We start from the raw sequence: 25,932 nt of genomic DNA, 5'->3' as shown, positions 1-25,932 counted from the left end.
GGAGGTGCTAAATGCCAAATTCGAGGGTGGCATTGTTAACCGGAGTCGCTCTAATTAAGCTGCGACTTCTTGTTTCGCTTCTGCTTTGCTTTTTAAGAATGCGTAAGTAAAGCCAGTTACCGCTGTACCTGCTGCAATAGCCACTAAATACATTAATACTGGTGAAATTGCGTTAGGAATTAGCAGCACGAATAGACCGCCGTGTGGTGCCATTAATTTCGCACCGAATAGCATCGATAGGGCACCAGTAAGCGCGCCACCTGCCATACAAGATGGAATCACGCGCATTGGATCTTTCGCAGCAAATGGAATTGCGCCTTCAGAGATGAAACAAAGGCCCAAGACAAATGATGCTTTACCTGCCTCACGTTCATTTTGTTCAAATTTGTTCTTCGCAATGAAGGTCGCTAAACCCATACCTAGCGCAGGAACCATACCTGCGGCCATGATTGCCGCCATTGGCGCGTAAGTTTGTGAAGCCAAAAGGCCAACACCAAATGCGTAAGCGGCTTTGTTTACCGGGCCTCCTAGGTCGAAACACATCATTGCGCCAAGGATAATACCCAGTAGTACTGCACTGTCAGATCCCATGTTGTTTAGGAAGTCAGTCAGGCCGTTCATGATGCCTGAAACTGGGCCGCCTACGATGTAGATCATGACAAGTCCGGTGAACAATGTTGCCACAAATGGAATAATCAGAATCGGTTTAAGCGCCTCCATCGATTGTGGCAGTTTCACCTTATCTGCGAGGAGTTTCGCTGCGTAACCAGCAATGAAACCAGCCGCGATACCGCCAAGGAAACCTGCGCCAGTAGAACTTGCTAGCATACCACCAACAAGACCAGGAGCCAGACCAGGACGGTCAGCGATTGAAAACGCAATATAGCCAGCAAGTACAGGAATCATCAATGCGAATGCAGAGCCACCACCAATGTTCATCAAGGCTGCTGCTAGTGTGCCTTCTTCTTTAAATGCTTCAATACCGAACACGAAAGATAGTGCGATGATCAAACCACCTGCAACGACAACAGGAAGCATGTGCGAAACACCCGTCATTAGGTGTTTGTAAGCGCCTTTTTTCTCTTCGGTGGTAGATGAAGAGTTAGCTGAACCAGAATGCTGATACACAGTGGCTTGCTCGAATGCTTTGTCCATCTCTTCGGCTGTTTTTTTCAGAGCTGGGCCTGTTTTCGTGCGGTACATCTTTTTGCCGTTAAAGCGATCAAGTGGCACTTCAATATCGGCAGCAATGATCACCAGATCGGCGTCTGCAATTTCTTGCTCAGTCAGTTGGTTTTTAGCGCCAACTGAACCACGAGTTTCCACCTTGATTTGATGGCCACGACGCTTGCCTTCTTCTTCTAAAGCTTCTGCCGCCATAAAGGTATGCGCAACGCCAGTAGGGCAAGCGGTGATTGCAACAATTTTCTTCGCTGCTGATGTTGTATCTGCAGTGATAGGGGCTGCAAGTGTGGTTGCTTTTTCAAGTAAAGTGGCGTTTTCAACCGCTTGCTGGAGAAACGCAGTTGCGTCTTTTGCTATTTCGTTAATTTCCGCTTGGTAAACCTTTTTTCCTACAAAACGAGAAGTGTCGACGCTAGTATTTGCCGCAATGACAATGACTTCTGCTTGTTCAACGTCAGCTTCCGTCAATAGTGTTGGTTCAACCACACTTGATTGACATTCTATTTTGGCATTCCAGTTTAATTTTGCGGCGGCTTGTTCTAGTAATCCTGCCGCAAGGATGCTATTTGCTACACCGCTTGGACAGGCAGTAATAATGGCAATATTCATACAATAACCTTCTGTTCCTTAGTTTTGTTCTAAGTTTGTAATAGGGTAAAGCGCGCTAACTTCAGTTTGTCGCTTGATATTTTCCAGTTCTTCCTGACTGGTTAGCCCTACGCCAACTTGACTAACTGCCAAAGCAGAAAGTGCCGTAGCGAAGCGCAATAAATCGTTTTTAGGCATCAGTTGCATGTGGCCCCAACACAAGCCAGCGACCAGCGTATCGCCTGCGCCAACGGTGCTCACTACATTCATTCGAGGCGGTTTTGCACTAAGCCATTCGCCTTGGTTGAGCCACATAACACCGTCAGGTCCCATAGAAACCACGATGTTTTCTATGCCTTTGTCGCTCAGTGTTTGCGCTGCAGCTTGGCATTGTTCAGGTGTTGCTAGATGTTCGCCAACAAAATCACCAAGTTCTTCATCGTTAGGCTTAATCAACCATGGGTGAGCCTCAATACCTGACTTCAATGCGGCTTTGCTACTGTCGAACAACACCTTTTTGCCTTGTTGATGCAGTGCTTCTATCCATGCAGCGCATTGTTCGGCGGTTACGCCTCCAGGTAAGCTACCTGCAAGTACAAAGTAATCATGCGTCTCCGCTAGACGAAATAGTGTCTCCTCAAAGCGAGTAATTTCGTCGGCCGCTACTTGAACGCCAGGGAAGTTGATATCACTGACGTTGCCATTGGCCTCAACCAGCTTAACGTTGATACGAGTGGCACCCTTTACTTCCACAAATTCATTCTTAACGTTGATGTCATTGAAAAGCTGATGAAATAGCTCAGGGTTATCTTTACCGAGAAAGCCGGTAACCGTGACGTCTGCGCCTAAATCGCTCAATACTTTTGCTACGTTGACACCTTTACCAGCAGCGTGGAGATTGCTTTGCTGTACTAAGCTCACGGAACCAACGTTTAGTTCATTTACTGAACCTGTTAAATCCAATGCTGGGTTGAGCGTAATAGTGACAACCTTATTTGTTTTTTTTGTCATATCGGATCCTTAACCTTCACCAAGGCCAGAAGCGATTGCATTTCCGATAGACTCCAAGGCTTGCGGCGCATCAGGGCCTTCTGCTGTAAATTGAAGTTGGTGACCGTGCTTAACGCCCAGCGCGATGACTTTCATTAGGCTCTTCGCGTTTACTGCTTTTCCATCTCCGTCTAGGTTGGCAACACGTATAGTGGATTCAAACTTTTTCGCTTCTGCGACTAACATTGCCCCCGGACGAGCATGTAGGCCGTGGGAGTTTTTGATTTTAAATACAGCGGTATTGCCTTCTTCTGAAGATGCAGCTGTGACTTCTTCACCTTTGAACAAAGCAAGAATCTGTTCTACTGATGCATCTAAAAGCTTGCCGTGTTCATTGTTAAACACAATATTAGAAAGCGTTTTTAGGATAGATTGGTGAGCATTGTTACATGCTGCGAACGCGACAAGTGCACGCACTTTTTGACCTTCATATTCGCAGTCGTTTGCCGTCGAGACAAATGACACGCCTGTGCGAGTGACATGTTTGTCACTGCCAATTAACCACAGGCCATTACCTAGGTGAGTTGGTTGTTTGGTAACGAGATCAGCAACGAATTCGTTATCAGCACATCCCGTATTTTTTAACAGACCACCAGCAACAGCACTCATCTGTAGCATGTCGCTCGCAGGGAACATGAGTTGAATTAAAGAAGCGTCAAAGTCTGCTTCAAGCTGAACATCACCGTGCAGTAGGGCGATGATCTCGTCTTCGTTTTTTGCATTACGCAGACGCTCTTCTACGCCATCTGCGCCTAACACTTTGGTGAGCTGTTTAAGAATGCCAAGGTGCTCATCAGATTTAGCTGCGATACCGATAGCGACGAACACAGTATTGCCATCACCCCAGTCGACACCTTGTGGGAAGTGGTGCACAGCAACACCCGTTGTTTTCACCATTGAGCGAGTGTCAGTCGTGCCATGTGGGATAGCAATACCGTTCCCCAAAAACGTAGAGTTTTGGTTTTCACGGTTTAGCATGCCTTCAACGTAACCGTGTTCAACTAGGCCTTTATCAGTCAGGCTATGAGCAATACTCTTTATTGCTTCAAACTTATCTGTCGCTGATTGCGAGAGGGTAATGTCGTTCTTATTTAGCTTAAGCATGGTGCTTCTCCAGCCTTAAGGTATCAATTTAAAAATGTATTCTGTGTGAGAATTTGAACGCCGCTTCTTCTGAGCGCTTATCACTCCTCAAACCTTTTATCTTTCAAGCTAAATCGATTCAGCTTGTTGGTAAATTTTTTAAAAGACTCAGAAAAACTGTTTTAAAAACTGACGTTAACAAACGAGCCTTTGCCGCTGTCCTATAGCCTAGCTCACAAATTGGTTTGTTGCGTGTTCGGGTGATTTACGTCAATTTTTAAGTTTTGCTGAATCCTTTCAGCTTTTATACTGAATCGGTTCAGCCTATAATTCAACTTATCGAAAGATCGTTGATGTATTAATATGATCGCGCGCACAGAATAAGGTTTAGAATATGACACTGGATGAAATAGCCAAATTAGCGGGTGTTTCTAAGACAACTGCAAGCTATGTGATTAACGGAAAAGCGCAGAAATACCGCATCAGCGAGAAGACTCAGAAAAAGGTGATGGCCGTTGTAGATGAGTACAATTATAAGCCAGATCATGCGGCGTCTTCCTTGCGGGCAGGTAATTCACGCTCATTTGGGCTTATCATCCCAGACTTAGAGAACACCAGTTATGCGCGTCTTGCAAAGCTGATAGAGCAGAACTCTCGGAAAGCGGGGTACCAAATTTTGATTGGCTGCTCTGATGATGATCCTGATACAGAGCAAAAGGTGGCGGAAGCATTAGTCAGTCGTCGCATTGATGCGTTGTTTGTGGCAAGTGGTATGCCCACTGCAAACGAGTATTACCTTAAGTTGCAAAATTCTGGTACGCCAGTTATCGCGCTAGACCGTCCAATGGATGATGAGCACTTTTGTTGTGTCATCAGCGAAGATTTTGATGCCGCACTTGAACTCACTCAGTCAGTACTGTCAGAGGATATTAAGTCCATTGGCTTAATCGGTGCATTGCAAGATCTTCAAGTCTCAAAAGAGCGTGAGCTCGGTTTTCTATCTGCTTCTCAACAAGGTGGCAAAACGGCAACAGTGGGTTATGGACAACACTTCTCCCGGGAAGAAGGCAAGAAAGTCTTAGAGAGATGGTTAATAGAGAACGCATTGCCAGATGCCATTGTTACAACGTCATACACACTGCTAGAAGGTGTGTTGGATGTAATGCTAGAAAAACCAGAACTGATGGGAAAGGTGCGTTTAGCGACATTTGGTGATAATCGACTGCTGGACTTCTTGCCTGTGAAAATCAACTCTTTGCCTCAACAGTTTGAGTTGATCGCGGACAGCGCAATGGAGTTAGCACTCAACGCTTCCGCCAAGCGTTACAAGCCTGGCGTAGAACTTATCCCGCGTAAAATTGTGAAACGTCACTAAGTAACTAAATAGGTTGCTCAAAGCTTTACTTCAGCCGTCAGCGCCACAAATGCGTGGTCGCTGGCGTTTTTATCTCTGTCATAAATCGGGTTGATCAGATGTTGGTTAGACACCTGATAGTCAACAACCTCGGCAACCGATATATCTGATAAGGTGTCAAACTCTTGTGAGAGCAAGATATAGTCGAGTACATTCCCAGTGGAAAAATGATAGTGCGTGGCTGGGCGTTCATCCTTCAGGGTGTAACTTTGCAATAACCAACCATCTTTGAGTTGTAATTCAGTGACGCTGTCACCAGTGTTGGATACCAATGCGCTGTTAACGCTGATAGGAGTGATAGGTTGATTCATATCGCCCATTAACACTGTCGGCATTGGTTCTTTTCGATACCTCTTTTGCATCGCGTCTCTTAACATCGCTGCTTCCCAGCCTCTTTGCTGGGTGGATAACCAGCGCCCAATAATCGTGCTAGACGTTTCTGGTTGTTCTGAGTCGGCTGGGCGTTGAGATTTCAGGTGCGTTACGTAAACGGCGATATGACCAAGTACAGGATGTATTACTTGGGCATAGATAGGTTTGCGACTGAACTCTGGAACAACACTTACTCCAAAAGGCTCAAGCGTTGCTAAGTCAAACTCTACCGCTTGTACTTTTTCTATTGGAAACCGAGATGCGATTGCCACAACAGGGCTTGAGTAAATGTACTCATCTTCAACATGTGGGGTGTCAACGGTCGCAAAGTAGGGGTAGCCGATGGTTGAAAAGAATGCCTGGGTCTTCTCGATACTGAATACTTCTTGTAAGCCAATCACGTCGCCTTCCAGTTTTTCAACTTGACGTTGCGTCCACGAAAGTTTGTCTCGCCATTGCTCTAACGAGTATATGTTCTCGAAATCATAGTAGGCGTTAGGCGGTGCGACAAAATTAAACAAGTTCGCAGTGACAAAGGTAATTCTACTTGGTTGAGACAAAATATTCGCTCTTTTCAACAATAACTTAGAGAGTATATACCTTCAGGTTGCGTAATTGCAGCTTCGTTTGAGCTACGCATCGGTATACAAGTTAACAAGCGACAAGTTAAATGGGTTAAGAGGTGCTCAAATGCCAAGGCGAATCGGTGATTGAACATCGGCAGAGGTTTCTATTTTTAAGCATTGCGTTTAAACTTCAGGGCATCAAATAGTAAGAGTAAGTAACATGACCCAAGATTACGACCACGAAGAGTATTTAGAAGGCGAAGAGATTGAGATCGAAGCGATTGGCATCGATGTTGATGCGCATCCAATCGAACTGTACAAGCTTTTTAAAATCGCAAACTTGGTCAGCGGTGGCGGCGAAGCAAAACATATCATCGAGGAAGGCTACGTCGCGGTGAATGGTGAACTAGAAACACGTAAGCGCCGCAAGATGTATGATGGTGACTTTTTCGAGTTTAACCAGGAATATTATGTTGTGGTTTGCGATGCGCCAGTAACCGAACCTGAAACGGCAGAGCAAAAAGCAGAAAAGAAAGCGAAAAAAGAAGCACAGTCTTCTCGTAAAGATAAGTCTCGTCAAAGTAAGTCACCTAAAGCCTCTGGGCCTAAATCAACAGGCCGCAAAGCGGCACATAAAGAGCGTAAAGCGCAGAAAGAAGCGTTGTCTCAGTCTGCTAAGAAAGGCAAAAAAGAAGACAAACCGCAAGCCACTCGTGATCCGAAGAGCGGTCGTAATTCTATTGATTTTTTCTAGGGAAATGAACGCTTAACTAAATAAGTGACATCTGAGTAAAACTAAAAAGCGCCGAGCATATTATATCGGCGCTTTTTTGGTTTCACTGTGCTGTAAGTGGGCAGTGTTAATGCACTGTCGTCTCGATGTTTAGGCTATCTGTCCAGTGATGAATGGCGCAAGGCTTTCCTAAGTAAAAGCCTTGGTAATAATCCAAATTAAGTTGATACATAGCTTGTAGTTGCACGTCTTCTTCAACCCCTTCTATAATGACTTTTGCTCCCATATGATCCGCTAGATCAACGGCGCTATGTATGGAAAAGGTTTCTCCGGCGCAGTAGTCTAGCAAATAGGAACGATCGATTTTGATGATGTCAGGGCAGAGCTGCTGAACACGTGCGATATCAGAATGTTGGGCGCCAAAATCATCGATAGCAAAGATAAAGCCATTCGCTTTCATTAACTGTACGGCTTTGATTAATAAATCCGTATTTCCGCATGACTCTTCGACTACTTCAAAAACTACGTCTGATGGGCTCATACCAAGTTCGGAAAGGCGTTTGTAAAGCAGGCCGTTATCTTTAAAGCCCATGTCTTTGGTTAGCGTGAGTAGCGTTTGAGGCATGACGTTAAGAAACAGTTTGATCGGTGTCCCTGCGAAATAGCGTGCAAAATTTCGAATGTGCATTGCTCTGGATAAAAACTCTACACATAAGCGAAAGTAGGGATCAAGACCATTATTGGCCAGAAACACGTCAGGACGAATTAGGGAACCATCAATGCCACGAATACGCAGTAAGGCTTCCATACCAATAATACGTTGGCGTCTATCAAAAATTGGCTGATAAACACTGTGAAAAGTGAATTGATTGAGAGCTACGTAATATTCACCAAGATTATCTTGTTTTATGTATCGCTCGTAGTCGGATTGATTCTTTAACTCCATGAAAAACGCCGAAAATTTAGCATTTTGTCAATGTAACAGGGTGCAATTCTGATTTGAAGAATCAAATGTGCCTAATTACATATGCAGTTGAGTTAATTTGAAATGGCTTCCGATTTTGCTTCAATATGGCGAAAAATAAGTGACAGACCAAAACAAATTAAGAAGTAAGCGAGGCCGACAATCAACCAAATTTCAAATATATACCCTGATGAATTTGCCATCTCTGTCCCAACAAACGTCATTTCTTGTATCGAAATCAGTGAAACAATAGAGGTGTCTTTCACCAAAGAGATGGTTTGACCGGCAAGTGCAGGTGTTATTGATTTAAGCACCTGTGGCGCGATAACAAATCGGTATTTCACCCACCGAGACAAGCCCAATGAGTCAGCCGCCTCCCACTGACCTTGGTCGATACTTTGTAAACCACCGCGCACAACTTCTGCAATGTAGGCAGAAGAGAGTAAGCCGACACATAACACGCCAGAGGCAAGGTTTTCCCAAAGGTTCGAAGGCCCAAACAGAAAGCGCTGTAGCGCATTTGGTTCGCCGTTGTAGTTTCGTAGAAGATCTTCCAAACCGAGTAACGGGATCAATTGGTTAGAAATGAAAAAGTAGAAAATAAAAACAAACACCAACGGAGGGATGTTTCTCACTAACTGGATAAACGCATTGGCAGGTGTGCGCAACCAAACGGAACGAGAGAAGCGTGCTAAGCCTAACAAAGTGCCAAACACTAATGCGAAGCTGATGCCCCAAATACTGAGCCTTAACGTCGAAATCAAACCTTGGAAGAAGTAGGGCAAACCACCATCTGCTCTAGGCGTGAAAAGTAATTCAAGCGCCTCTTTCCACTGCCACAAATAATGCACACCAACAGCGGACCGATGGTACAGCCAAACACCACTGATACCGCACATAACAAGTAGTACCCAGTCTAGTGTGTTTAATTGCGGTAAAAGGTAGCCTGTGCTGGATTTCGCGGGTGCTGTGCGAGTGGTAGTGTGTTCGCCCAAAAATTTGACTCCGATAAGTTATGGAAAAGTAAAATGGATGATTGGAGAGTATAGGCTCGCGGCGTCCACGAGCCATTTAGATTACTGGCCTTGCGCGACTTGATCTTGCCAATCTAATGTCGAGAACCAGTATTCATAACGTTGTTTTAACCATCCATCTTGGGTTCTTGCTTCAATCCATTTATTGAAAAAGGCCTTTTTATCTTCTTCCCCCAAGCGAACTGCAAAGGCTTCGTTGCCTTGTGATAGTCGCTCAGAGAATGGAAGGAATAGTTTGTCGCTGTGTTTCACTGTCTCATGTTCTGGTTTTGGGCTAGAAGCAATGACCGCGTGGGCGTTACCATTCAGTACCTCTTGGAACGCTTGCGCGTCGTCATCAAATTGCAGGATCTTCGCTTTCGGGAAGGTTTCTCTGGCGACTTGAACGGTGAATGCGCCACGACGGGCCGCTATTTTTATGCGTCGTGAGTCAAAGTCCGAAAATTCGCTAAAACCAGAGGCGAGTTCTTTGTTTGCTGCTACTTGAACGCCTGAGTGCGAGTAGGGCGCAGTAAACAAGACGCTTTTGGAACGTTCAGGCGTAACAGACATGCCACCAATGATCACGTCGAACTTTTTCGCCAGTAATGCGGGAATAATGCCATCCCACGCAGTCGGTATGAATTCCACTTTCAAACCTGAATCTTGTGCTAAGCGTTTGGCAACATCGATTTCAAAACCGATTAACTCACCTTGCTTGTTACGCATTGCCCAAGGTACAAATGTTGACATACCAACGCGCAAAGTGCCTCGTTCTTTGATTTGATCTACATTGGGTGTGGCGACATCTTCTTTCGCGATTGTAGGCATAGCGATGGCTAGCCCTAATAATGCAGTAATGGTCGCTTTGAATAACTTCATGTTATCTCCTTATAATTTGCGCCAACTGGCTCCGAGTTTGTGTTCTAGCGTTGCAGACAAGCCAGAAAGTGACAGAGTGAGAGCAAGATAAATTGCTGCCACGGTAAACCAAATTTCGAACGGCATCGCCGTCTCTGAGACGATGTTGCGTGCCTGTGTTGTTAGATCAAAAATCGCCATCACGCTTACAATGGAAGAGTTTTTGATCAAAGAAACCACTTCATTGGTTAATGGCGGTAATGTGCGCTGTAAAACCTGAGGAAAAATTACGTCTTTGTAGGTGTAAAACGGTGATAGCCCGAGAGTTTGTGCTGCTTCGAATTGCCCTTTAGGAATACTGTTTAAACCTGCACGGAATATTTCCGCGGTGTAGGCACCTTGGAAAAGGGATAATGCCAAAACGGCGGTACTGAATCGGTCCAAACCAATCACGGGGCCAAACACGAAGTAGAGTAAATAGATTTGCACCAACAACGGCGTGTTACGTATTACTTCGACATAAGTGGTACCAATAACATTGCCGACTTTCGAATCGTTAAGCCTTAGTAACGCGGTAACCAACCCTAATACTAAGGTAAAAAATAGACTAATAGCCGAGATGTTAAGCGTGACCAATAGCCCATCAATAAGTTCTGCCGGCCACCATTCGCCATCTTCATAAAAAGCGATGTAATCAGGTACGCGCTCCCATTGCCATTGATAGCCCATAGCGTCGGCACCAGAGTCCAACACCCACACAATCGCGATGAAGAGGAGCGTCATTTGCAGTAAAGCTTGAAGGACAGGTTTGATTACGCGAACTATCATCAGTAACTTAAAATTTGGTTCAAAAATGCTTGGGTTCGTGGATGCTGTGGTGTCTCAAATAAGGCGACTGGAGAGTTCATTTCCACGATTTGGCCTTCGTCCATAAATACCACGCGGTTCGCTACTTTTTTGGCAAATCCCATTTCATGCGTGACGCAAATCATCGTCATTCCGCTTTGAGCCAGCTCAACCATGACATCCAACACTTCGTTGATCATTTCCGGATCAAGCGCTGAAGTTGGCTCGTCAAACAGGAGTAAATCCGGTTCCATACACAAGGAGCGGGCAATCGCGACGCGTTGCTGCTGACCGCCAGAAAGCTGGATTGGATACTTACTCGCTTGCTCTTCAATATTGACTCGCTTTAGGTAATGTTTTGCGCGTTTTTCAGCTTCTTGTTTTGATAATTTGAGTGTGCGAATCGGCGCTAAGGTGAGGTTTTCCAGTACAGTCAAGTGAGGAAAAAGGTGAAAGTGTTGGAACACCATGCCGATTTTACCGGGCTTGAGAGATTTTGCGTGAGAAGGCTGGTCGAACACATGAAGCTGGCCTTCTTGAATCGATTCAAGATGATTGATGCAACGAATGAGCGTTGATTTTCCGGAACCTGAAGGGCCACACACCACGACGATCTCGCCAGAATGCACGGAGAAGTTGATGTCTTTTAGAGCGTGGTAATCGCCATACCACTTATTTACGTCGCTAAACTCAACGACGGGAGTATTCTCTTTCAAAGGGGCACGCTATAACGGAAAAATATCCTTTTACAATAGCAAGTTGTGCGCGTAATTTCATTAAGAATAAGCTAATGTTTAGGCGATGATTTTAAGACTCTATTCAGATCGCTTACAAGATACATCCATGTTTCTTTAATGTTGGTGCAGTCTAGAGTCTAGAGTATGACTAACTCAGTTCAACGAGATACGGATAACGAACAACAATCGCAACAACAGACATAACCATTAGTGTCTGTGCAGAATAGTAGGTCACCATGACAACTTGTCGTGAAAATATTGACCGTCCTCCAAAGCGTTCGAAAGCCAATACGATGCCAGAGATAATAAAGATAAAGCTTCCGAGCACTGCAAAAGAGGAGGATTGTGTTTTCCCACTCAAATAATACTCGATCGAAGCCCAGCACATAGTCATCAGTACCAATATATAACTAGCAACTGGCCGTTTTTCTTTACCGAGATCCGGTCGGAACAACCAGTAGACGCATATACCGAGTCCGAACAAGGCAATTGGGAGCCAAGGTGTAAAATGCCACGCTGACATGATGGCAAAACCATAACTATAGGAGAGATGGGCAGAGCAAAAGAGCACTAATCCTGTAATGAACTTGTCTCTAGGGAGCATTAATAACACGTCACCAAGCAACGAGAGCGATAAGCCAATCAAAATCCAATGCGCATATGGCATTGGGTAAGCCGGGGACTGAATTAAAATACCAAGCATACAGAGCACTGGTAATGGTTTAGAAACGTAAAAGAGCCATTTAGAGCCTTTACGGATACTGATGATATGTATGAATGCTAATACGACAACAACTAGCCACATAAAGTGTTTTCTCGAACAGACAAAATTATGTAGTACATCACTACAACAAATCAAAACTTAATTAACGAGTTAACTCGTTCTTTGATCTCAATTATTTTTATTTGTGTAAAGCTGGACAGTTGTCTCTTTACTAACCAACACGGCCGATTTTTTGTCTGGAGGGAATCGTTGTTTTTAGAAGCCTCCTCGTTTTGAACGTGATGTGGCTTACAAAATAGCATAAAAAAACGGTATTGTGACTGTTAAGTCACAATACCGTTAAACCCTAGGAAGGGCAGTGAAGAATTGTTGCAGTTATGAGACAGCTAACTCTAAGATTTCTCGGCTACGTTCAAGTGTGATCGCCTGGTTTTCACCTAAAACAGTCATGCCGTGTTTGTTTAGTTGATCAATGATGGCATCGATAGCTTGTTCACGGCTCTCACCATAGTTTTCGAGCTTAGTTGCGACATCAAGTTGATGATAAAACGCTTCGATAGCTTCGATTGTGCGCTCTGCTAAATCCTCACCTGCTTCAAGAGCAAATACGTTGCGACCCATTTGTTCTAACTTAGGGCGCTTAAACTGCATTTGGTTACGAAGTAACGATGGTTGGACAATTGCAAGAGAACGCGCATGATCAACGCCCCATAGAGCGGTTAATTCATGGCCGATCATATGTGTCGCCCAGTCTTGTGGAACGCCACTACCAATTAACCCATTCAATGCTTGGTTAGCAGACCACATTAAGTTTGCGCGCCACATATCGTCGTCTCGTTCCGCAAACTGTTCTCCGAGTGTTTTTAAAGTTTTCAGCAGTGTTTCTGCGTAACCATCTTGAACCATTGCACCGGTAGGAAGCGTCAAGTATTGCTCACATACGTGCACCCATGCGTCAACAATGCCGTTGATAAGCTGGCGTTCTGGCAGTGTTTTCATTACATCTGGGTCTAACACGGCAAATTTTGGCTGCACTGCTGGAGACATGAACGGAAGTTTGTCTTGAGTTTCTTTTTTAGTGATAACTGCGCCCATGTTTGACTCTGAGCCTGTTGCTGGCAATGTCAAAATTGCAGCTAGAGGCGTCGCTTCAGTGACTTGGTGCTTACCAATCATGATATCCCAACCATCACCATCATACATTGATGCCGCTGCTACGTATTTGGAACCATCGATGACTGAACCACCACCTACCGCTAGAATAAAATCAACACCATGCTCTTTTACCATTGCGACTGCTTTATCGAGTGTTTCTTTGGTTGGGTTTGGTTCAACACCTGAAAACTCTAGCCATTCATGTCCCTCAAGAGCTTCTGCTACTTGGTCGTACACGCCATTTTTTTTGATGGAGCCACCACCGTATACCACTAAAACTTTTTGGTCGGATGGGATAGCTTCTTTGATTGCTGCGATTTGTTTTTGACCAAAGAAAATCTTGGTTGGGTTTACATAAGAAAAGTTCATTATTAGCCCTCTTGCTTCCAGTGAAGGAGATTGAATACATGCATATTAGTCCTGATTAATGATGGTTAACAGGTCGATTTCTGCAAATAATTTGCCTATTTCTACAAAATTAATGCTCTTGAGCTAGAAAGTTAAAGTCGAGAGGAAGTATAGTGCTCGAAACGATAATAGAGACCAAACTCGTTGGTCATTGATGGAGCGCTCTAATGCACACTCTCGCAAATATCATGCAGCAATATGTTGAAAAGCAGGGGCTGCATGACCTAGAAGGTATGAAGAAAACAGCGATAGATGGCGTATGGTTTTATCGCAGTAGCAAAGGGAATCATCGCCAGCCGTTTGTCTATCAGTCCGGCATCATCGTATTGGGTCAAGGGCATAAGAACATTCATATTGGTGATACACCAGTGCAATATGGGCCCGATGATTACCTTGTTGTCGGGGTTCCCATGCCACTAGAGTGCGAAGCGTTTGCGACAAACAATGAGCCTTTACTTGGCATTTCGATAGATATTTCGCCAACGCTTCTTCATAAACTCGTTAAAAAATTAGAGGCTGAAAAATTCAGTAATAAGTGTCTGGATGCTACCCGTTGCGGCCTTAAGTCGGTACGTATGAATGAAGGTATGTTGGATGCGTGCAAACGGTTAATGAAAGCAATGTGTAACGAGCTTGATGTCATCATGCTTGGCGAGTTGCTTCTTGAGGAAATTGTGTATCGTACTTTGGTGAGCAAAGAGGGGTATGTTTTATTTGACCTAGCACATCAAGAAGGTTCTTACGCGAGGGTAGCTAAAGCACTAAATCGTGTACATCAAGCGTATCATGAACAGTTGAACGTACAAGCATTGGCTGAAGAAGCCAACATGAGTGTGTCTGCTTTCCATCAAGCATTTCGCAATGTCACGCTTGAATCTCCGTTGCAATATATTAAGAAAGTTCGACTTAACAAAGCGCGCGAATTGATCCAGTTAGAGGGGAGACGTGTTAATGATGCAGCGAGAATGGTCGGGTACACGAGCCCATCACAGTTTAGTCGCGAGTACAAGCGGCATTTTAATGAAACGCCAAGGTCAACAAAGGCTTAGTGATCTTTATTTCAAAATGGCGACTTTTTTTACCTTTTTTATTAATTTGCGAGTGACATATTTATTTGAGTTATAAAATTAGTTACTGGTGCCAAATAATAGGTACGTTGTTGCAATCATTTAGTGGATTGTTGCGAGGCGGTGTGGAAAACTCGTAAATAGATAGTGTGAAATCACCAACTTGTACTTAAGTTATTTTACGTCGAAATAAAAGTATAGATGCGCTTCGTTTAGCGCATTTAGTATTGTTTTAACAATAACTTAAGGAAGAGCGATTATGCACCTTAAAAACGGCAACGCAGTGAAAAACGTGTTCACACTAAGCACACTCACCGCTTCTTGTCTTATGGCCTTCAATAGCTACGCAGCAGTTGACTGTGCCCCTCTAGAAACTTGGCAATCATCAAAAGTTTATAACGGTGGCGACCAAGTTCAGCATGAAGGTAATGCTTATAAAGCGCGTTACTGGACGCAAAACAACAATCCAGCGCAATCTGGTGAGTGGGGCGAGTGGGAAACACTTGGCGCTTGTGATGGCACTGGACCGGTTGAACCACCTCAGAATGAAGTCCCGACGGTTACTCTGACATCGCCTTCTGCGTCGGCTTCTGTGACTGCGGGTGATGTTGTTAACCTAGCTGCAGATGCGGCAGATACTGATGGGACTGTTAGCAAAGTAGAGTTCTTTGTTGATGGTGTATTAGTTGGTCAGGCAACGTCTGCGCCGTATGCTGCATCGTGGACAGCAACTGAAGGACAGCACGAGTTCTCTACCAAGGCCTATGACGATGCAGGTGCCGTTAGTACGGCAAGTGTTGTGACGTTAACTGTGGCATCAGCGCAACCTGGTAACGAAGCGCCGACAGTGGATGTCGCGCTTTCTGCGAGCTCTATTGACCTGGGTGGTTCCGTAACACTGACTGCAAATGCTACGGATGCGGATGGTACCGTTGCTAAAGTTGATTTTTATGTTGCAGGTGTGCTTGCTGGCACTGCTACAACAGCGCCATACACGCTGGATGTAACCCCTTCACAAGCTGGCTCATTAAGTGTTTATGCGAGAGCAACCGATGATGCTGGAGCAACAGCAGATTCTGCAATTGCGACGTTAACAGTAAACGGCGGCGCAGTGACATCTAATTGTCGTCCTGATGGTCTTTATCAAACAACGGGTGTAGATGTTCCTTACTGTTCTATTTATGATGAAGAAGGTCGTGAGAAAATGGGGGCTGATCACCCACGTCGTGTAATCGGCTACTTCACCAGTTGGCGATCAGGTGACGACCCACAAGCGACTTACCTTGTTAAAGACATTCCTTGGGAACAACTTACTCACATTAACTACGCGTTTGTGAGCATTGGTTCTGACGGCAAAGTAAACGTTGGCGACGTTAATGATCCTAACAACCCTGCTACAGGTAAAACTTGGCCAGGCGTTGAGGTAGATCCTGCTCTTGGTTTTAAAGGTCATTTTGGTGCACTAGCAACTTACAAGCAAAAACATGATGTTAAAACGCTAATCTCGATTGGTGGTTGGGCTGAAACGGGCGGTCACTTCGATACGAACGGCGATCGTGTAGCTGATGGTGGCTTCTACACCATGACGACGAATGCGGACGGTTCTATTAATCATGCTGGTATTGAGAAGTTCGCAACTTCTGCCGTTGAAATGATGCGTCAGTACAAGTTCGATGGCCTGGATATCGACTATGAATACCCGACGTCAATGGCTGGTGCTGGTAACCCTTACGACAAAGACTTCATGGAACCACGTCGTCAGTATTTATGGGCGTCTTACCAAGAGCTGATGAAAGTATTGCGTGAGAAACTTGATGCGGCATCCGCGCAAGATGGTATTCATTATATGCTGACTATCGCAGCACCATCTTCAGGTTACTTGCTACGTGGGATGGAAACCTTCGATGTAACTAAGTACCTAGACTACGTAAACATCATGTCTTACGACTTGCATGGGGCTTGGAATGATCACGTTGGTCACAACGCGGCTTTATTCGATACAGGTAAAGACTCGGAGCTAGCGCAGTGGAACGTATACGGCACTGCTGCATACGGTGGTATCGGTTACTTGAACACAGACTGGGCTTACCATTACTTCCGTGGTTCTATGCCAGCAGGTCGTATCAACATTGGTGTTCCTTACTACACCCGTGGTTGGCAAGGTGTTACTGGTGGCGAAAATGGCCTTTGGGGCCGAGCGGCACTACCAAACCAAGCAGAGTGCCAACCGGGCACAGGTGAAGGTGAGAAGAACAACTGTGGTCACGGCGCTATTGGTATCGACAACATGTGGCATGATACCGACCCTAAAGGAAACGAAATGGGCGCTGGTTCTAACCCAATGTGGCATGCTAAGAACCTAGAAAACGGTATTTGGGGCTCTTACGCAGCTGCTTACGGTCTTGACCCTGTCAACGATCCTTCAGATAAGTTTGTTGGTACTTATACTCGTCATTACGATAGCGTTGCTGTGGCACCTTGGTTGTGGAACGCAGAGAAGAGCGTATTCCTATCTACGGAAGATAAAGCTTCTATCGAGGTGAAAGCCGATTACGTTATCGATAAAGAGATCGGCGGTATCATGTTCTGGGAACTAGCAGGTGATTACAACTGTTACGTCCTGGATGCAAATGGTAATCGTACGGCAGTAGATGCAACTGAACAAGCTTGTGCGGCGGGTAATGGTGAATACCATATGGGTAACACTATGACCAAAGCTATCTACGACAAGTTTAAGTCTGCGACGCCTTACGGTAACAAAGTAGCGACTGGTCCAACACCAACTGAAGCAGTAGACATTACTGTTAGTGTTGGCGGCTTCAAAGTTGGCGACCAAAACTACCCAATTAACCCGAAAATCACGTTTACAAATAACACTGGTCAAGCGATCCCTGGCGGTACTGAATTCCAATTCGATATCCCAGTATCTGCGCCGGACAATGCGAAAGACCAATCAGGTGGTGGTTTGAAAGTGATTGCTTCTGGACATACTCGAGCAAACAACATTGGTGGCTTAGATGGCGTAATGCACCGTGTGTCGTTCTCTCTACCAGCATGGAAAGACTTGCCAGCGGGCGGCACTTACGAGCTTGATATGGTTTACTACCTACCAATCTCTGGTCCGGCTAACTACTCAGTGATTTCTGGTGGTAAAGAGTTTGCGTTTAAGTTTGAACAGCCAGCTCTACCAATTGGTGATCTCAATGCGGGCACGGGTGGTGGTACCCCTGAACCAGGTACGTGTGATACGACAGGTTTAGTGACATACCCAGCTTTGCCACAAACGGATTGGGCAGGTAATCCAAGCCACGCTAACCAAGGTGATAAGATCATCCACAACGGTGTGGTTTACCAAGCGAACTGGTGGACAGCGGCTGAACCGGGTACAGATGGTAGCTGGTCAACGGTATGTAACATCTAATTATTATGGATTATTTGTCATAGCCTAATGTTTACAGGCACTTAAACAAAAGCGCACGATGATTATCGTGCGCTTTTTTGTTGTGATAGTTTGTCGTTTAATCGAATTGGTAACTTTCAGGTATGACGACAATACCTTTGTCTGAGATTTTAAATCGCTTCGCATCTTCAAGTTTGTTGATGCCAATTTGAGTATGTGGCGGAATACGAACATGTTTATCAACTATGCAGTTGACCAACTGACTTCCTTCACCGACTTCCACGTCATCAAAAATTATGGAATCGACTACCGTTGCACTGTCTTGGATGCGTACATTAGAAGAAATAATGGAGTGCTGTACTGAGCCGCCGGAATTGATGACACCGGTAGCAATGATGGAGTTAATAAAAATACCTTCATTACCCGTAGCCGACGATACAGTACGAGCTGGTGGAAACTGCGGCTCGTAAGTACGAATCGCCCAATTAGACTGATAAAGGTTCATTGGCGGCACAGGTTCTAGTAGATCCATATTCGCTTCATAGAAGGAATCAATGGTACCCACGTCGCGCCAATAGCAATCTTTATCGACGCGCCCTTTACTGCCACAGAATTGATAAGCGTAAACGGATTCGGTATCAATCAGCTTAGGTATGATGTCTTTTCCGAAGTCATGGCTTGATGAATCGAGTTTTGAGTCTTCTTCAAGCGCTTCTTTCAAAACATCCATATCAAAGATATATATTCCCATAGAAACGAGGCTTCTGGTCGTGCTTCCTGGAAGGGTAGGAGGGGTTTCAGGTTTCTCTATAAACGAAGTAACGAGCCCGTTTTCTGCGGTGCCCATTACACCGAATGCTGAAGCATCCTCTACGGGAACATCCATACAGGCAACGGTGAGCTTAGCACCTTTCTCTTTATGCTCTTCAAGCATTGCGGCGTAGTCCATTCGATAGATATGATCGCCAGATAACACAACCACATACTTTGCATCATTTCGCGATAGCAACCACATGTTGTGATAAATCGCATCGGCGGTTCCTTCATACCATGCACCACCTTTGCGCATTTGTGGTGGAACAGCAGTGATGTACTCGCCTAGCTCTGGATTGAATATCGACCAGCCGTCTCGTAAGTGTTTTTGAAGTGAATGAGATTTATATTGGGTTAAAACAAGGATCTTGCGTAAACCCGAATGTAAACAATTGGTTAGTGTGAAATCTATAATTCTATATTTTCCGCCAAAAGGTACGGCTGGCTTGGTTCTGTCATCGGTGAGTGGGCTGAGTCTAGACCCCATCCCTCCTGCTAAAATTACGGCGAGTGCGTCTTCCATAGTATTCCCTTTCCCTTTTCTGACATGCATCAAAACGGTGCTAACCTGAAGGAGGTGGTATGCAACGCAGAGGTTTTGAAAAGCATGTGCTAATGTGCTTATTAGTGAAAAGTCTACTACAAGAATCGAGCCATAGAATATCTCCTTAAAAATCAAGGAGGTTAAAATTTCACTGTAAGACAACTGCACCATATTAGTGAAGTGCTAAATAACCCGTGCATCAAATTGGCGCAAAATTGTAGAAAGGAGAAGTCAACAAGTATGGATTTACAATGTAAAGTGGCGACAAAACAAGAAGATAAATAGGGTTTTCTAGCTTAATAACTATGGCTAAACAAGGCTTAGGGTTAGCGTCTTAACTCTAAAGGTGTAAAACAGGCGCGTTGATGTAAGGCAGGAGAGCTTTGTATCAACGATTCAAGAGTAGAAGGCCTGAGATAACTCTTTTCACAGTTGTTGAGAGTGAGTGGATAGGTAAGTAGACCACTCACTCAATGAATATGCTCACTTCACTGATAGCGATACGTTATCACTGCACTAAGAGAGACCGACGATATTTCCTTCATCATCAAGATCTAAATTCATAAATGCGGGTTTATCAGGTAAGCCTGGCATCGTCATCACGGTAGCAGATAATGCATAAACGAATCCTGCGCCCGCACACAAGCGCAGCTCGCGGATTGGGACGGTAAAACCAGTTGGTGCGCCTTTGACTGCGGAGTCTGTGGTTATCGATAGTGGTGTCTTCGCGATGCAAACCGCTAAGTTGTTAAAGCCTAATTGCTCAAAATGTTTGAGCTGTTCAGTCGCGATAGGAGTCATTTCTATATTGGTTGCTCCATAGCCCGCTTCACATACTGCCATGAGCTTTTCGAGTAATGATTGCTCTTTGTTGTATAACGGACAAAACTCTACAGGCGTGTTACACGCATCAATAACATGTTGAGCTAGTTCCGTTGCGCCTTGTCCGCCTTGCGAAAAAGCGGTGCTGATGGCTACTTTAACTTCGGGATTAAATTGGTGAATTAGATCTTCAAGAGCTTTAAGCTCTTTCACACAATCTTGTGGAAACTGGTTAATGGCAACGACAGCAGGTAAACCGTATTTATGAACGTTATTTATGTGCCATTTTAAATTTTCAAACCCAGCCTCCAATGCTGCTTGGTCCGGATTAAAAATGGAATCTGGAATAGCCATACCTGGCCGTAAATCGTAGTGTCCGGAATTCGCTTTGAGGCCGCGTAATGTTGCTACGATCACTACACAGTCTGGGGCTTTGTTGGCGGCAGCAGCTTTAATGTTACACGCTTTCTCAAATCCCATATCCGAACCAAAACCGGCTTCAGTTACCGTGTAACCTGACAGTTTTAGCGCAATATCGTCCGCGATAATGGATGAATTTCCATGGGCGATGTTTGCAAATGGACCTGCATGGATCAACGTAGGAACACCTTCTAGAGTTTGCATCAGTGTTGGTGCAATCGCCTCTTTTAGTGTTACTGCCATTGCTCCTGCAACTTGTAGATCTTCCGTAGTGACGGGGTTTCCGTTCAAATCGTACGCTACGACAATTTTCCCGATACGTTGACGTAAATCTTTTAAATCTTTGGCTAGTGCAATGATAGCCATTAACTCGGAAGCAGCTGAAATATCGAACCCTTCGTCACGCTCGAAACCATTGATGGTTTTTCCTGCATCATTGAGGCCAATTTTGACTTTACGTAGTGCACGATCATTATGGTCCATCACTCGTTTCCAAGTAATACTGGCCGTGTCGATTTTAAGTGCTCTTAACCCGGTGCGTGATTCAAAGGCATCATAACCCTCGCGTTGCTCATGGAACAAGCGAGCGTCAAGAGCGGCTGAAGCAAGGTTGTGCGCCGCTGTCACTGCGTGAATGTCACCAGTAAGGTGTAAGTTTAACTCTTCCATTGGAGCTACTTGAGAATAACCACCGCCCGCTGCGCCACCTTTAATACCGAAGACGGGTCCCATCGAAGGTTGCCTTATACATGCAATAACAGATTGATTAAGCTTTGCTAAACCTTGCGCCAGTCCTATCGTCGTAACGGTTTTTCCTTCGCCAAGAGGAGTCGGCGTGATCGCAGTGACGAGTACAAGTTTACCGTCATCATTTGCTTTGAGTCGTTCCAAACATTTTGTGTGGACTTTGGCTTTGTGCTTCCCGTGAGTGTCATACTCTTCGGGCAATAGTCCTACTTTTTCCGCGATAACATCAATAGAAAAAAGTGGTGTGTTTCGGCAAATTTCGATATCTGACTGCATGGAGAATCCCCAAAGTGGCACACGGGTAGCGTTGAAAAACTACCTGAGTTATAACGAGTATTATTGTGAGGCAAAGGTCTGCTTGGTGATGGTACTGTTTCGGTTAGGCTTGTAAAGAGTTTACTGCTTCGTATTGTGCGACATACTAACGAAATCTACTCGTTATAGTGTTAGATAAAAACAAAAAGGCCACCAAATGGTGACCTTGATATATTTTTAGCTTTAAAGCTGTCGTTTTAACGATCCCAATAAGTCTCTTCTAAGCTATCTTCTCGTTCAGGAAGCGCTCGCGATAGGCGAGGAGAGTGCTGCGTCAACACTTCATAGCTTACTCGGTTTGCGTATTTACAAATCTGAGAAAGAGAGGAGTAGGTTAAGCATCGTACTTCGTGCTTTTCTGAGTTAGGCACTTCTTTTTGGTGGAAAGAGTTTGCTGCCATGTCATGCAGTAAGGCTGAAAGGGCTGCATCACCTGCACCATTAGTGTTCTTAATCTCTAATGGTCCACCAAGGTAAGGGCCGATGTGAGAGTAGACCTTCATTGGGTTTTGACAGTCTTCTTTACGCATCGCACGACTAAACTCGTACTGGTTAAAGGCTTCGAGGGAGCTTTCAAGGATGTCGTGTGTGGTTTCTCGTTTTACTTTCTCGTCGGTGTAACCAGCCATGTACAGACCATTTGGTCCTGCCGTACACAGTACGAGATCAACCCACTCAAGTGCTTTATCAGCAGCTGCTAGCGGCTCTGTTTCACCTGTTAGCGCCGCACCTTCTTCTTCATTCATAGCGACAACAGAAATGTTTTCGCGAATGTATTCTTGCCACCACTGTGCGTTACCTTCGATAACGTACTTCGTCCCTAACGTAAGTACAACAGGGACATCGTGCTTCTTAGCAAAGTCGATCGCTCTTTGTACCGCTTTAGGCATTGGATCTTCTTCTTTACCACGCATTAGGTAAGAAGAAACAACCAGGGCTGATGCTTTCTCAAAGATCTCTTCAGGAATGCTTTCCGGAAGTAGTTGATTCATATGACCTTCGTTGATAGCAAATGTACGCTCACCGTCTTGAGAAATTAGGGTGTAGCAGCGACCAATAGGGCCATCTACCGTTTGTAAATGGTTAAGGTTCATGCGTGAAGACGTACGGCAAAGGTAGCGGTAAGCAAAAGAACCGACTTGAATGTTCTTAGACATCACACCGAGCAAAACGGATTTGCTATCGGCTAAAACTGAGTAGTTGTGAAGAGTATTGCCAATCGTGTCACCTGGGTATTGGTGTGTGATCAGGCCTTGCTCAACCAGTTCTTCGTAAAGAGCATCTGCTTTGCTTTCTTCAAGAACGAGCGAATGTCCTTTACTCAGGTTGTATTTCTCTAAAAACGCGTCATCTACACGTGCTTCGATATCTACAATGGTTTGACCGACACCAACAATAGTTGGGCGATATAGCTTAGGTGCCTGTCGGATTTGGTTTACTAATGGATCTCGAGCGTGAGTTGGGAAGTAGTGTTTAGATTTACGCTGACCAGGAAACTTCATGCTTGTTCTTGAGTGAGAAAAAAAAGAGGCGGGATTGTATCACAAAAAAATGAAAATCGTGGCGATTTATTACAAAGAAGTCTGCTCGCTGAAAAAATCAGCGAGCTGAGTAAATAGCAACCAAAGCAGCTGCAATTTATGACGCTTGTCGTATTGCAATGGGTTGTTTTTTAAACTTGTTGCTCAGCAGCGCCCGGAAAGAGCCTGCTCCGCGCTAACTAAATTTACCCGCGTTACTTTTTCACTTCAGTTGGCTCAACGTAAGCCTTGGTACCCCAAAGTGGGACTGTCGAAAGGCTATGCTTAAAACTACCATCGGTCTCTTTTGTTGTATAAGACAAGTAGAGTAAGGTTTGGTTATCGGCATCATAAATACGGCGAACCTTCATTGTTTTGAAGAAAATGCTTTTTGACTTCTTAAATACAATTTCACCGGACTTACTCTTATCTATTTTTGCAATCATTTCCGGTGTGATTTCGCCAGTCTGACGACATGATATTGAGCTATCACTTGGATCTGCTAAGCTGAAATCCGCTTCGATAGAGGCGATGTGACATGTGACACCTGTTACTACCTCGTCTTTCAACTCACCGACTTTGATGTCTTTCAAAGTAAACCACCCGAGCCCCACGTCAGCAACATCGTTATCTGAACAACCAACTAGAGTAGTAGCAAGCAATGCACTTAACAGCATCTTTTTCATTATTTTTGTCCTTAACTAGGAAAGATATTGATGAAATCTATCAGAGGTTTGCACCTAAAACAAAATTTAGCCACGGAAAGGTCTATGTGCGCTAGGTTTGTTGCGGGCTTCATGCTAATGTACTGCTCTAAACGAAGGTATCAAGATGAATGAACAACAGTTAGCCAGTATCGAGCGTAAAAATACATGGCTGTATGATCTGGTCGAAGTTGAATTTCCGACACCAGAGAGTTTGAAAGGGCGCGATGTCTATTTCAAAACGCTAGAAAAAGCAACGTATCAAGTAGTCGACAAAGACACACTACTGGAAAGTGACTCTGAATTTAACCCCGACGATATTTTTCTGGTCGATTTTCATCGACTGACCATTATGTTCTCTATCTTGCAATCTCAGCGCTGGGAACAGCAGTATGATAAAGATATGATCATTGAATATCTGACACAGATTATCCTCACGCCAGATTTTGAATTATATGTTGGTTTTAAATCTGGAGTCCCAATTGGTGCTGCTATTGTTAGCCATCTCGAAGGAAATACACTCATCTCTGATGTTGCTGTTTCTGAATCAAAATACAAAAGCTCGTTTGTGGCTGATCTGGCTAAAAGACTAAGCACCGAGCAAAAACTGTTAGACTCAGTGGTTATCGAAAACTAACTTACACATCAATGTGCATAAAAAGTAAAGCAAGATGACGTTGGGTGATCTTGCTTAGAAAAACTGTAATTGCTCCCTTCTATTTCCATGAAATGCCAAGCTCGTCGTTTCAACAATCCCAAACTCAAATAAGATTAATCCAAACATTCTTAAAATCAGCTTGGGCTTGAGCCTTTAAGACGTCTGGAGATGGCTATGGCAATTACCAATATTAAGTGCGTGATATTTGACTGTGATGGTACGTTGGTCGACAGCGAAAGACTGTGTTGCCAAGCGCTCGTCAATGTATTTAACCAGCATGGGGCTGAGTTAACGATGGAAGAGTGCGTTTCTCACTTTAAAGGAGGAAAGCTCGCTGACATCCTTTTAGATACTAAAGAATTGAAAGATATCAAAGTCCCAATTGATGTTTTAGAGCCGCAATACCGAGAAGAAGTCCAGTCTCTTTTTGTGCGTCACTTACAGCCGATGGATGGCGCAAAACGATTAATTCAGTTTTTGGATTCGCATAATATCGAATATTGTGTGGCGTCTAATGGACCTAAAGATAAAATTGAATACGCTTTGGAGTTAACCGGTTTACTCGATGCTTTCCGAGGGAAAGTGTTCTCGGCATTCGATGCGAATAGTTGGAAGCCTGAGCCCGATTTAATCATGTACAGTGCTATGAGCATGGGCTTTTTACCAAGTGACTGTCTTTATATTGATGACACGCCTAAAGGAGTTGAGGCGGGACTAAACGCCGGTATAAAAACGATACAGTTATTTAATGGTGAAGCTATCAATCTTGTTGATGACGAGCGTGTAATTCGCATCCATCATTTAGATGAATTAAAAGAGCAGCTGTGTGGCTGCTCTGTTTGACCTACTAATGGCAAACCGGACTCAAGCTGTGGATGTGCTTAAGTTTAGACTGTAGGTAAGGCGTTTGATGTAGACATTGGATAGATGAGAAGTTTTTTGTATGAAATCCGCAAGCAGCGCATGTGAATTTCTCGCCATCCGATGAAATGAGATATTCATCTCCTTGGCAGAGTGGGCAATTCAGGTTCTCTATGTCTTTTGTGTCTTTGTAATTATTCATATTGTTTTCCAGCAGCAAATTGGAATTGGGCAAGATCAAGCATAGCGGAACGCTTTGTTTAAGAACATTATTTCATCCGGTACAGCGAGAACTTGAGATTCACTTCAAATATCCACTTGGATGTCGTAGAAAATATCGAAGGTAATAGTTGAACACGGTT

At 44.5% G+C, this 25,932-nt stretch carries 21 protein-coding genes; 6 read left to right on the top strand and 15 right to left on the bottom strand.

Translation table 11 applies throughout. From position 1 onward, the window contains the following. Nucleotides 1-54: 54 nt before the first annotated feature. From fruA to fruB, 3 genes are read right to left on the bottom strand one after another with little or no spacing between them, the layout of a single operon-like run. A complete protein-coding gene (fruA, locus tag R8N47_RS13520) occupies nt 55-1,794 on the bottom strand; it encodes a PTS fructose transporter subunit IIBC (RefSeq protein WP_017820962.1) in 1,740 nt (579 codons plus the stop codon). An 18-nt stretch (nt 1,795-1,812) separates the two neighbouring features. Then, entirely contained in the window at nt 1,813-2,784 is a 972-nt protein-coding gene (pfkB, locus tag R8N47_RS13515) for a 1-phosphofructokinase (protein ID WP_065275271.1), read from the bottom strand. 9 nt (nt 2,785-2,793) lie between these two features. Further along, entirely contained in the window at nt 2,794-3,927 is a 1,134-nt protein-coding gene (gene fruB / locus R8N47_RS13510; RefSeq protein ID WP_025767801.1) for a fused PTS fructose transporter subunit IIA/HPr protein, read from the bottom strand. A gap of 373 nt (nt 3,928-4,300) precedes the next feature. On the opposite strand from fruB, the gene cra reads away from it, so the two are divergent. Further along, nucleotides 4,301-5,281, top strand: coding sequence for a catabolite repressor/activator (gene cra / locus R8N47_RS13505; protein WP_005376402.1), 981 nt, complete (start codon nt 4,301-4,303; stop codon nt 5,279-5,281). Nucleotides 5,282-5,298: 17 nt separating this feature from the next. Here the strand turns inward: cra and R8N47_RS13500 are convergent, their stop codons facing one another. Beyond that, the gene (locus R8N47_RS13500; protein WP_318070378.1) at nt 5,299-6,252 is read right to left on the bottom strand and encodes an endonuclease/exonuclease/phosphatase family protein; all 954 of its coding nucleotides are present in this window, start codon (nt 6,250-6,252) and stop codon (nt 5,299-5,301) included. 226 nt (nt 6,253-6,478) lie between these two features. On the opposite strand from R8N47_RS13500, the gene R8N47_RS13495 reads away from it, so the two are divergent. After that, nucleotides 6,479-7,012, top strand: a complete 534-nt coding sequence (locus tag R8N47_RS13495; RefSeq protein ID WP_005376400.1) for an RNA-binding S4 domain-containing protein — start codon at nt 6,479-6,481, stop codon at nt 7,010-7,012. 106 nt (nt 7,013-7,118) lie between these two features. Here R8N47_RS13495 and R8N47_RS13490 read toward each other — a convergent pair whose 3' ends face one another. The 7 genes from R8N47_RS13490 to R8N47_RS13460 form a co-directional block, all read right to left on the bottom strand. Then, nucleotides 7,119-7,937 carry an EAL domain-containing protein gene (locus R8N47_RS13490; RefSeq protein ID WP_053303582.1) on the bottom strand — a complete coding sequence of 273 codons (819 nt, stop codon included), beginning with the start codon at nt 7,935-7,937 and terminating at the stop codon, nt 7,119-7,121. A 92-nt stretch (nt 7,938-8,029) separates the two neighbouring features. After that, nucleotides 8,030-8,950, bottom strand: a complete 921-nt coding sequence (locus R8N47_RS13485) for an amino acid ABC transporter permease (protein WP_104980647.1) — start codon at nt 8,948-8,950, stop codon at nt 8,030-8,032. An 81-nt stretch (nt 8,951-9,031) separates the two neighbouring features. Next, nucleotides 9,032-9,850: a transporter substrate-binding domain-containing protein gene (locus R8N47_RS13480; RefSeq protein WP_213913572.1), complete on the bottom strand. Its 819-nt coding sequence runs from the start codon at nt 9,848-9,850 to the stop codon at nt 9,032-9,034. A gap of 9 nt (nt 9,851-9,859) precedes the next feature. Beyond that, entirely contained in the window at nt 9,860-10,657 is a 798-nt protein-coding gene (locus tag R8N47_RS13475; protein WP_213913574.1) for an amino acid ABC transporter permease, read from the bottom strand. Further along, nucleotides 10,657-11,391 (bottom strand): amino acid ABC transporter ATP-binding protein, encoded by a 735-nt coding sequence (locus R8N47_RS13470; protein WP_053307675.1) that lies wholly within the window; start codon nt 11,389-11,391, stop codon nt 10,657-10,659. Before R8N47_RS13470 ends, R8N47_RS13475 begins: the two co-directional genes overlap by 1 nt. A gap of 169 nt (nt 11,392-11,560) precedes the next feature. Further along, nucleotides 11,561-12,217 (bottom strand): lysoplasmalogenase, encoded by a 657-nt coding sequence (locus R8N47_RS13465; protein ID WP_005376394.1) that lies wholly within the window; start codon nt 12,215-12,217, stop codon nt 11,561-11,563. Between the two features lie 294 nt (nt 12,218-12,511). Beyond that, nucleotides 12,512-13,660: an iron-containing alcohol dehydrogenase gene (locus R8N47_RS13460; protein ID WP_005376393.1), complete on the bottom strand. Its 1,149-nt coding sequence runs from the start codon at nt 13,658-13,660 to the stop codon at nt 12,512-12,514. 206 nt (nt 13,661-13,866) lie between these two features. Here R8N47_RS13460 and R8N47_RS13455 point away from each other — a divergent pair, with 206 nt between their 5' ends. Beyond that, the gene (locus R8N47_RS13455; RefSeq protein WP_005376392.1) at nt 13,867-14,748 is read left to right on the top strand and encodes an AraC family transcriptional regulator; all 882 of its coding nucleotides are present in this window, start codon (nt 13,867-13,869) and stop codon (nt 14,746-14,748) included. 277 nt (nt 14,749-15,025) lie between these two features. Further along, nucleotides 15,026-18,187 carry a chitinase C-terminal domain-containing protein gene (locus tag R8N47_RS13450; protein ID WP_206954116.1) on the top strand — a complete coding sequence of 1,054 codons (3,162 nt, stop codon included), beginning with the start codon at nt 15,026-15,028 and terminating at the stop codon, nt 18,185-18,187. Between the two features lie 97 nt (nt 18,188-18,284). Here the strand turns inward: R8N47_RS13450 and glgC are convergent, their stop codons facing one another. The 4 genes from glgC to R8N47_RS13430 all read right to left on the bottom strand — a co-directional run bounded on the left by glgC (nt 18,285) and on the right by R8N47_RS13430 (nt 24,033). After that, complete coding sequence (glgC, locus tag R8N47_RS13445; protein ID WP_017820952.1) at nt 18,285-19,502, bottom strand: glucose-1-phosphate adenylyltransferase; 1,218 nt, start codon at nt 19,500-19,502, stop codon at nt 18,285-18,287. A 537-nt stretch (nt 19,503-20,039) separates the two neighbouring features. Next, nucleotides 20,040-21,788 (bottom strand): formate--tetrahydrofolate ligase, encoded by a 1,749-nt coding sequence (locus tag R8N47_RS13440; RefSeq protein WP_064354762.1) that lies wholly within the window; start codon nt 21,786-21,788, stop codon nt 20,040-20,042. 236 nt (nt 21,789-22,024) lie between these two features. Continuing rightward, on the bottom strand, nt 22,025-23,329 hold the full coding sequence (locus tag R8N47_RS13435; protein ID WP_005376376.1) for an inosine/guanosine kinase: 1,305 nt from the start codon (nt 23,327-23,329) through the stop codon (nt 22,025-22,027). Nucleotides 23,330-23,562: 233 nt separating this feature from the next. After that, on the bottom strand, nt 23,563-24,033 hold the full coding sequence (locus R8N47_RS13430; RefSeq protein ID WP_005397614.1) for a CreA family protein: 471 nt from the start codon (nt 24,031-24,033) through the stop codon (nt 23,563-23,565). Between the two features lie 145 nt (nt 24,034-24,178). On the opposite strand from R8N47_RS13430, the gene R8N47_RS13425 reads away from it, so the two are divergent. Then, a complete protein-coding gene (locus R8N47_RS13425) occupies nt 24,179-24,688 on the top strand; it encodes a hypothetical protein (RefSeq protein WP_005376378.1) in 510 nt (169 codons plus the stop codon). Nucleotides 24,689-24,883: 195 nt separating this feature from the next. Continuing rightward, nucleotides 24,884-25,552, top strand: a complete 669-nt coding sequence (locus R8N47_RS13420; RefSeq protein WP_017820949.1) for an HAD-IA family hydrolase — start codon at nt 24,884-24,886, stop codon at nt 25,550-25,552. The last annotated feature ends 380 nt before the right edge of the window (nt 25,553-25,932 follow it).

The organism is Vibrio sp. 2132-1 (genome assembly GCF_033344315.1).
Note: the sequence above shows the minus strand (reverse complement) of the source record. Positions and strands in the feature narration are given on the sequence as shown.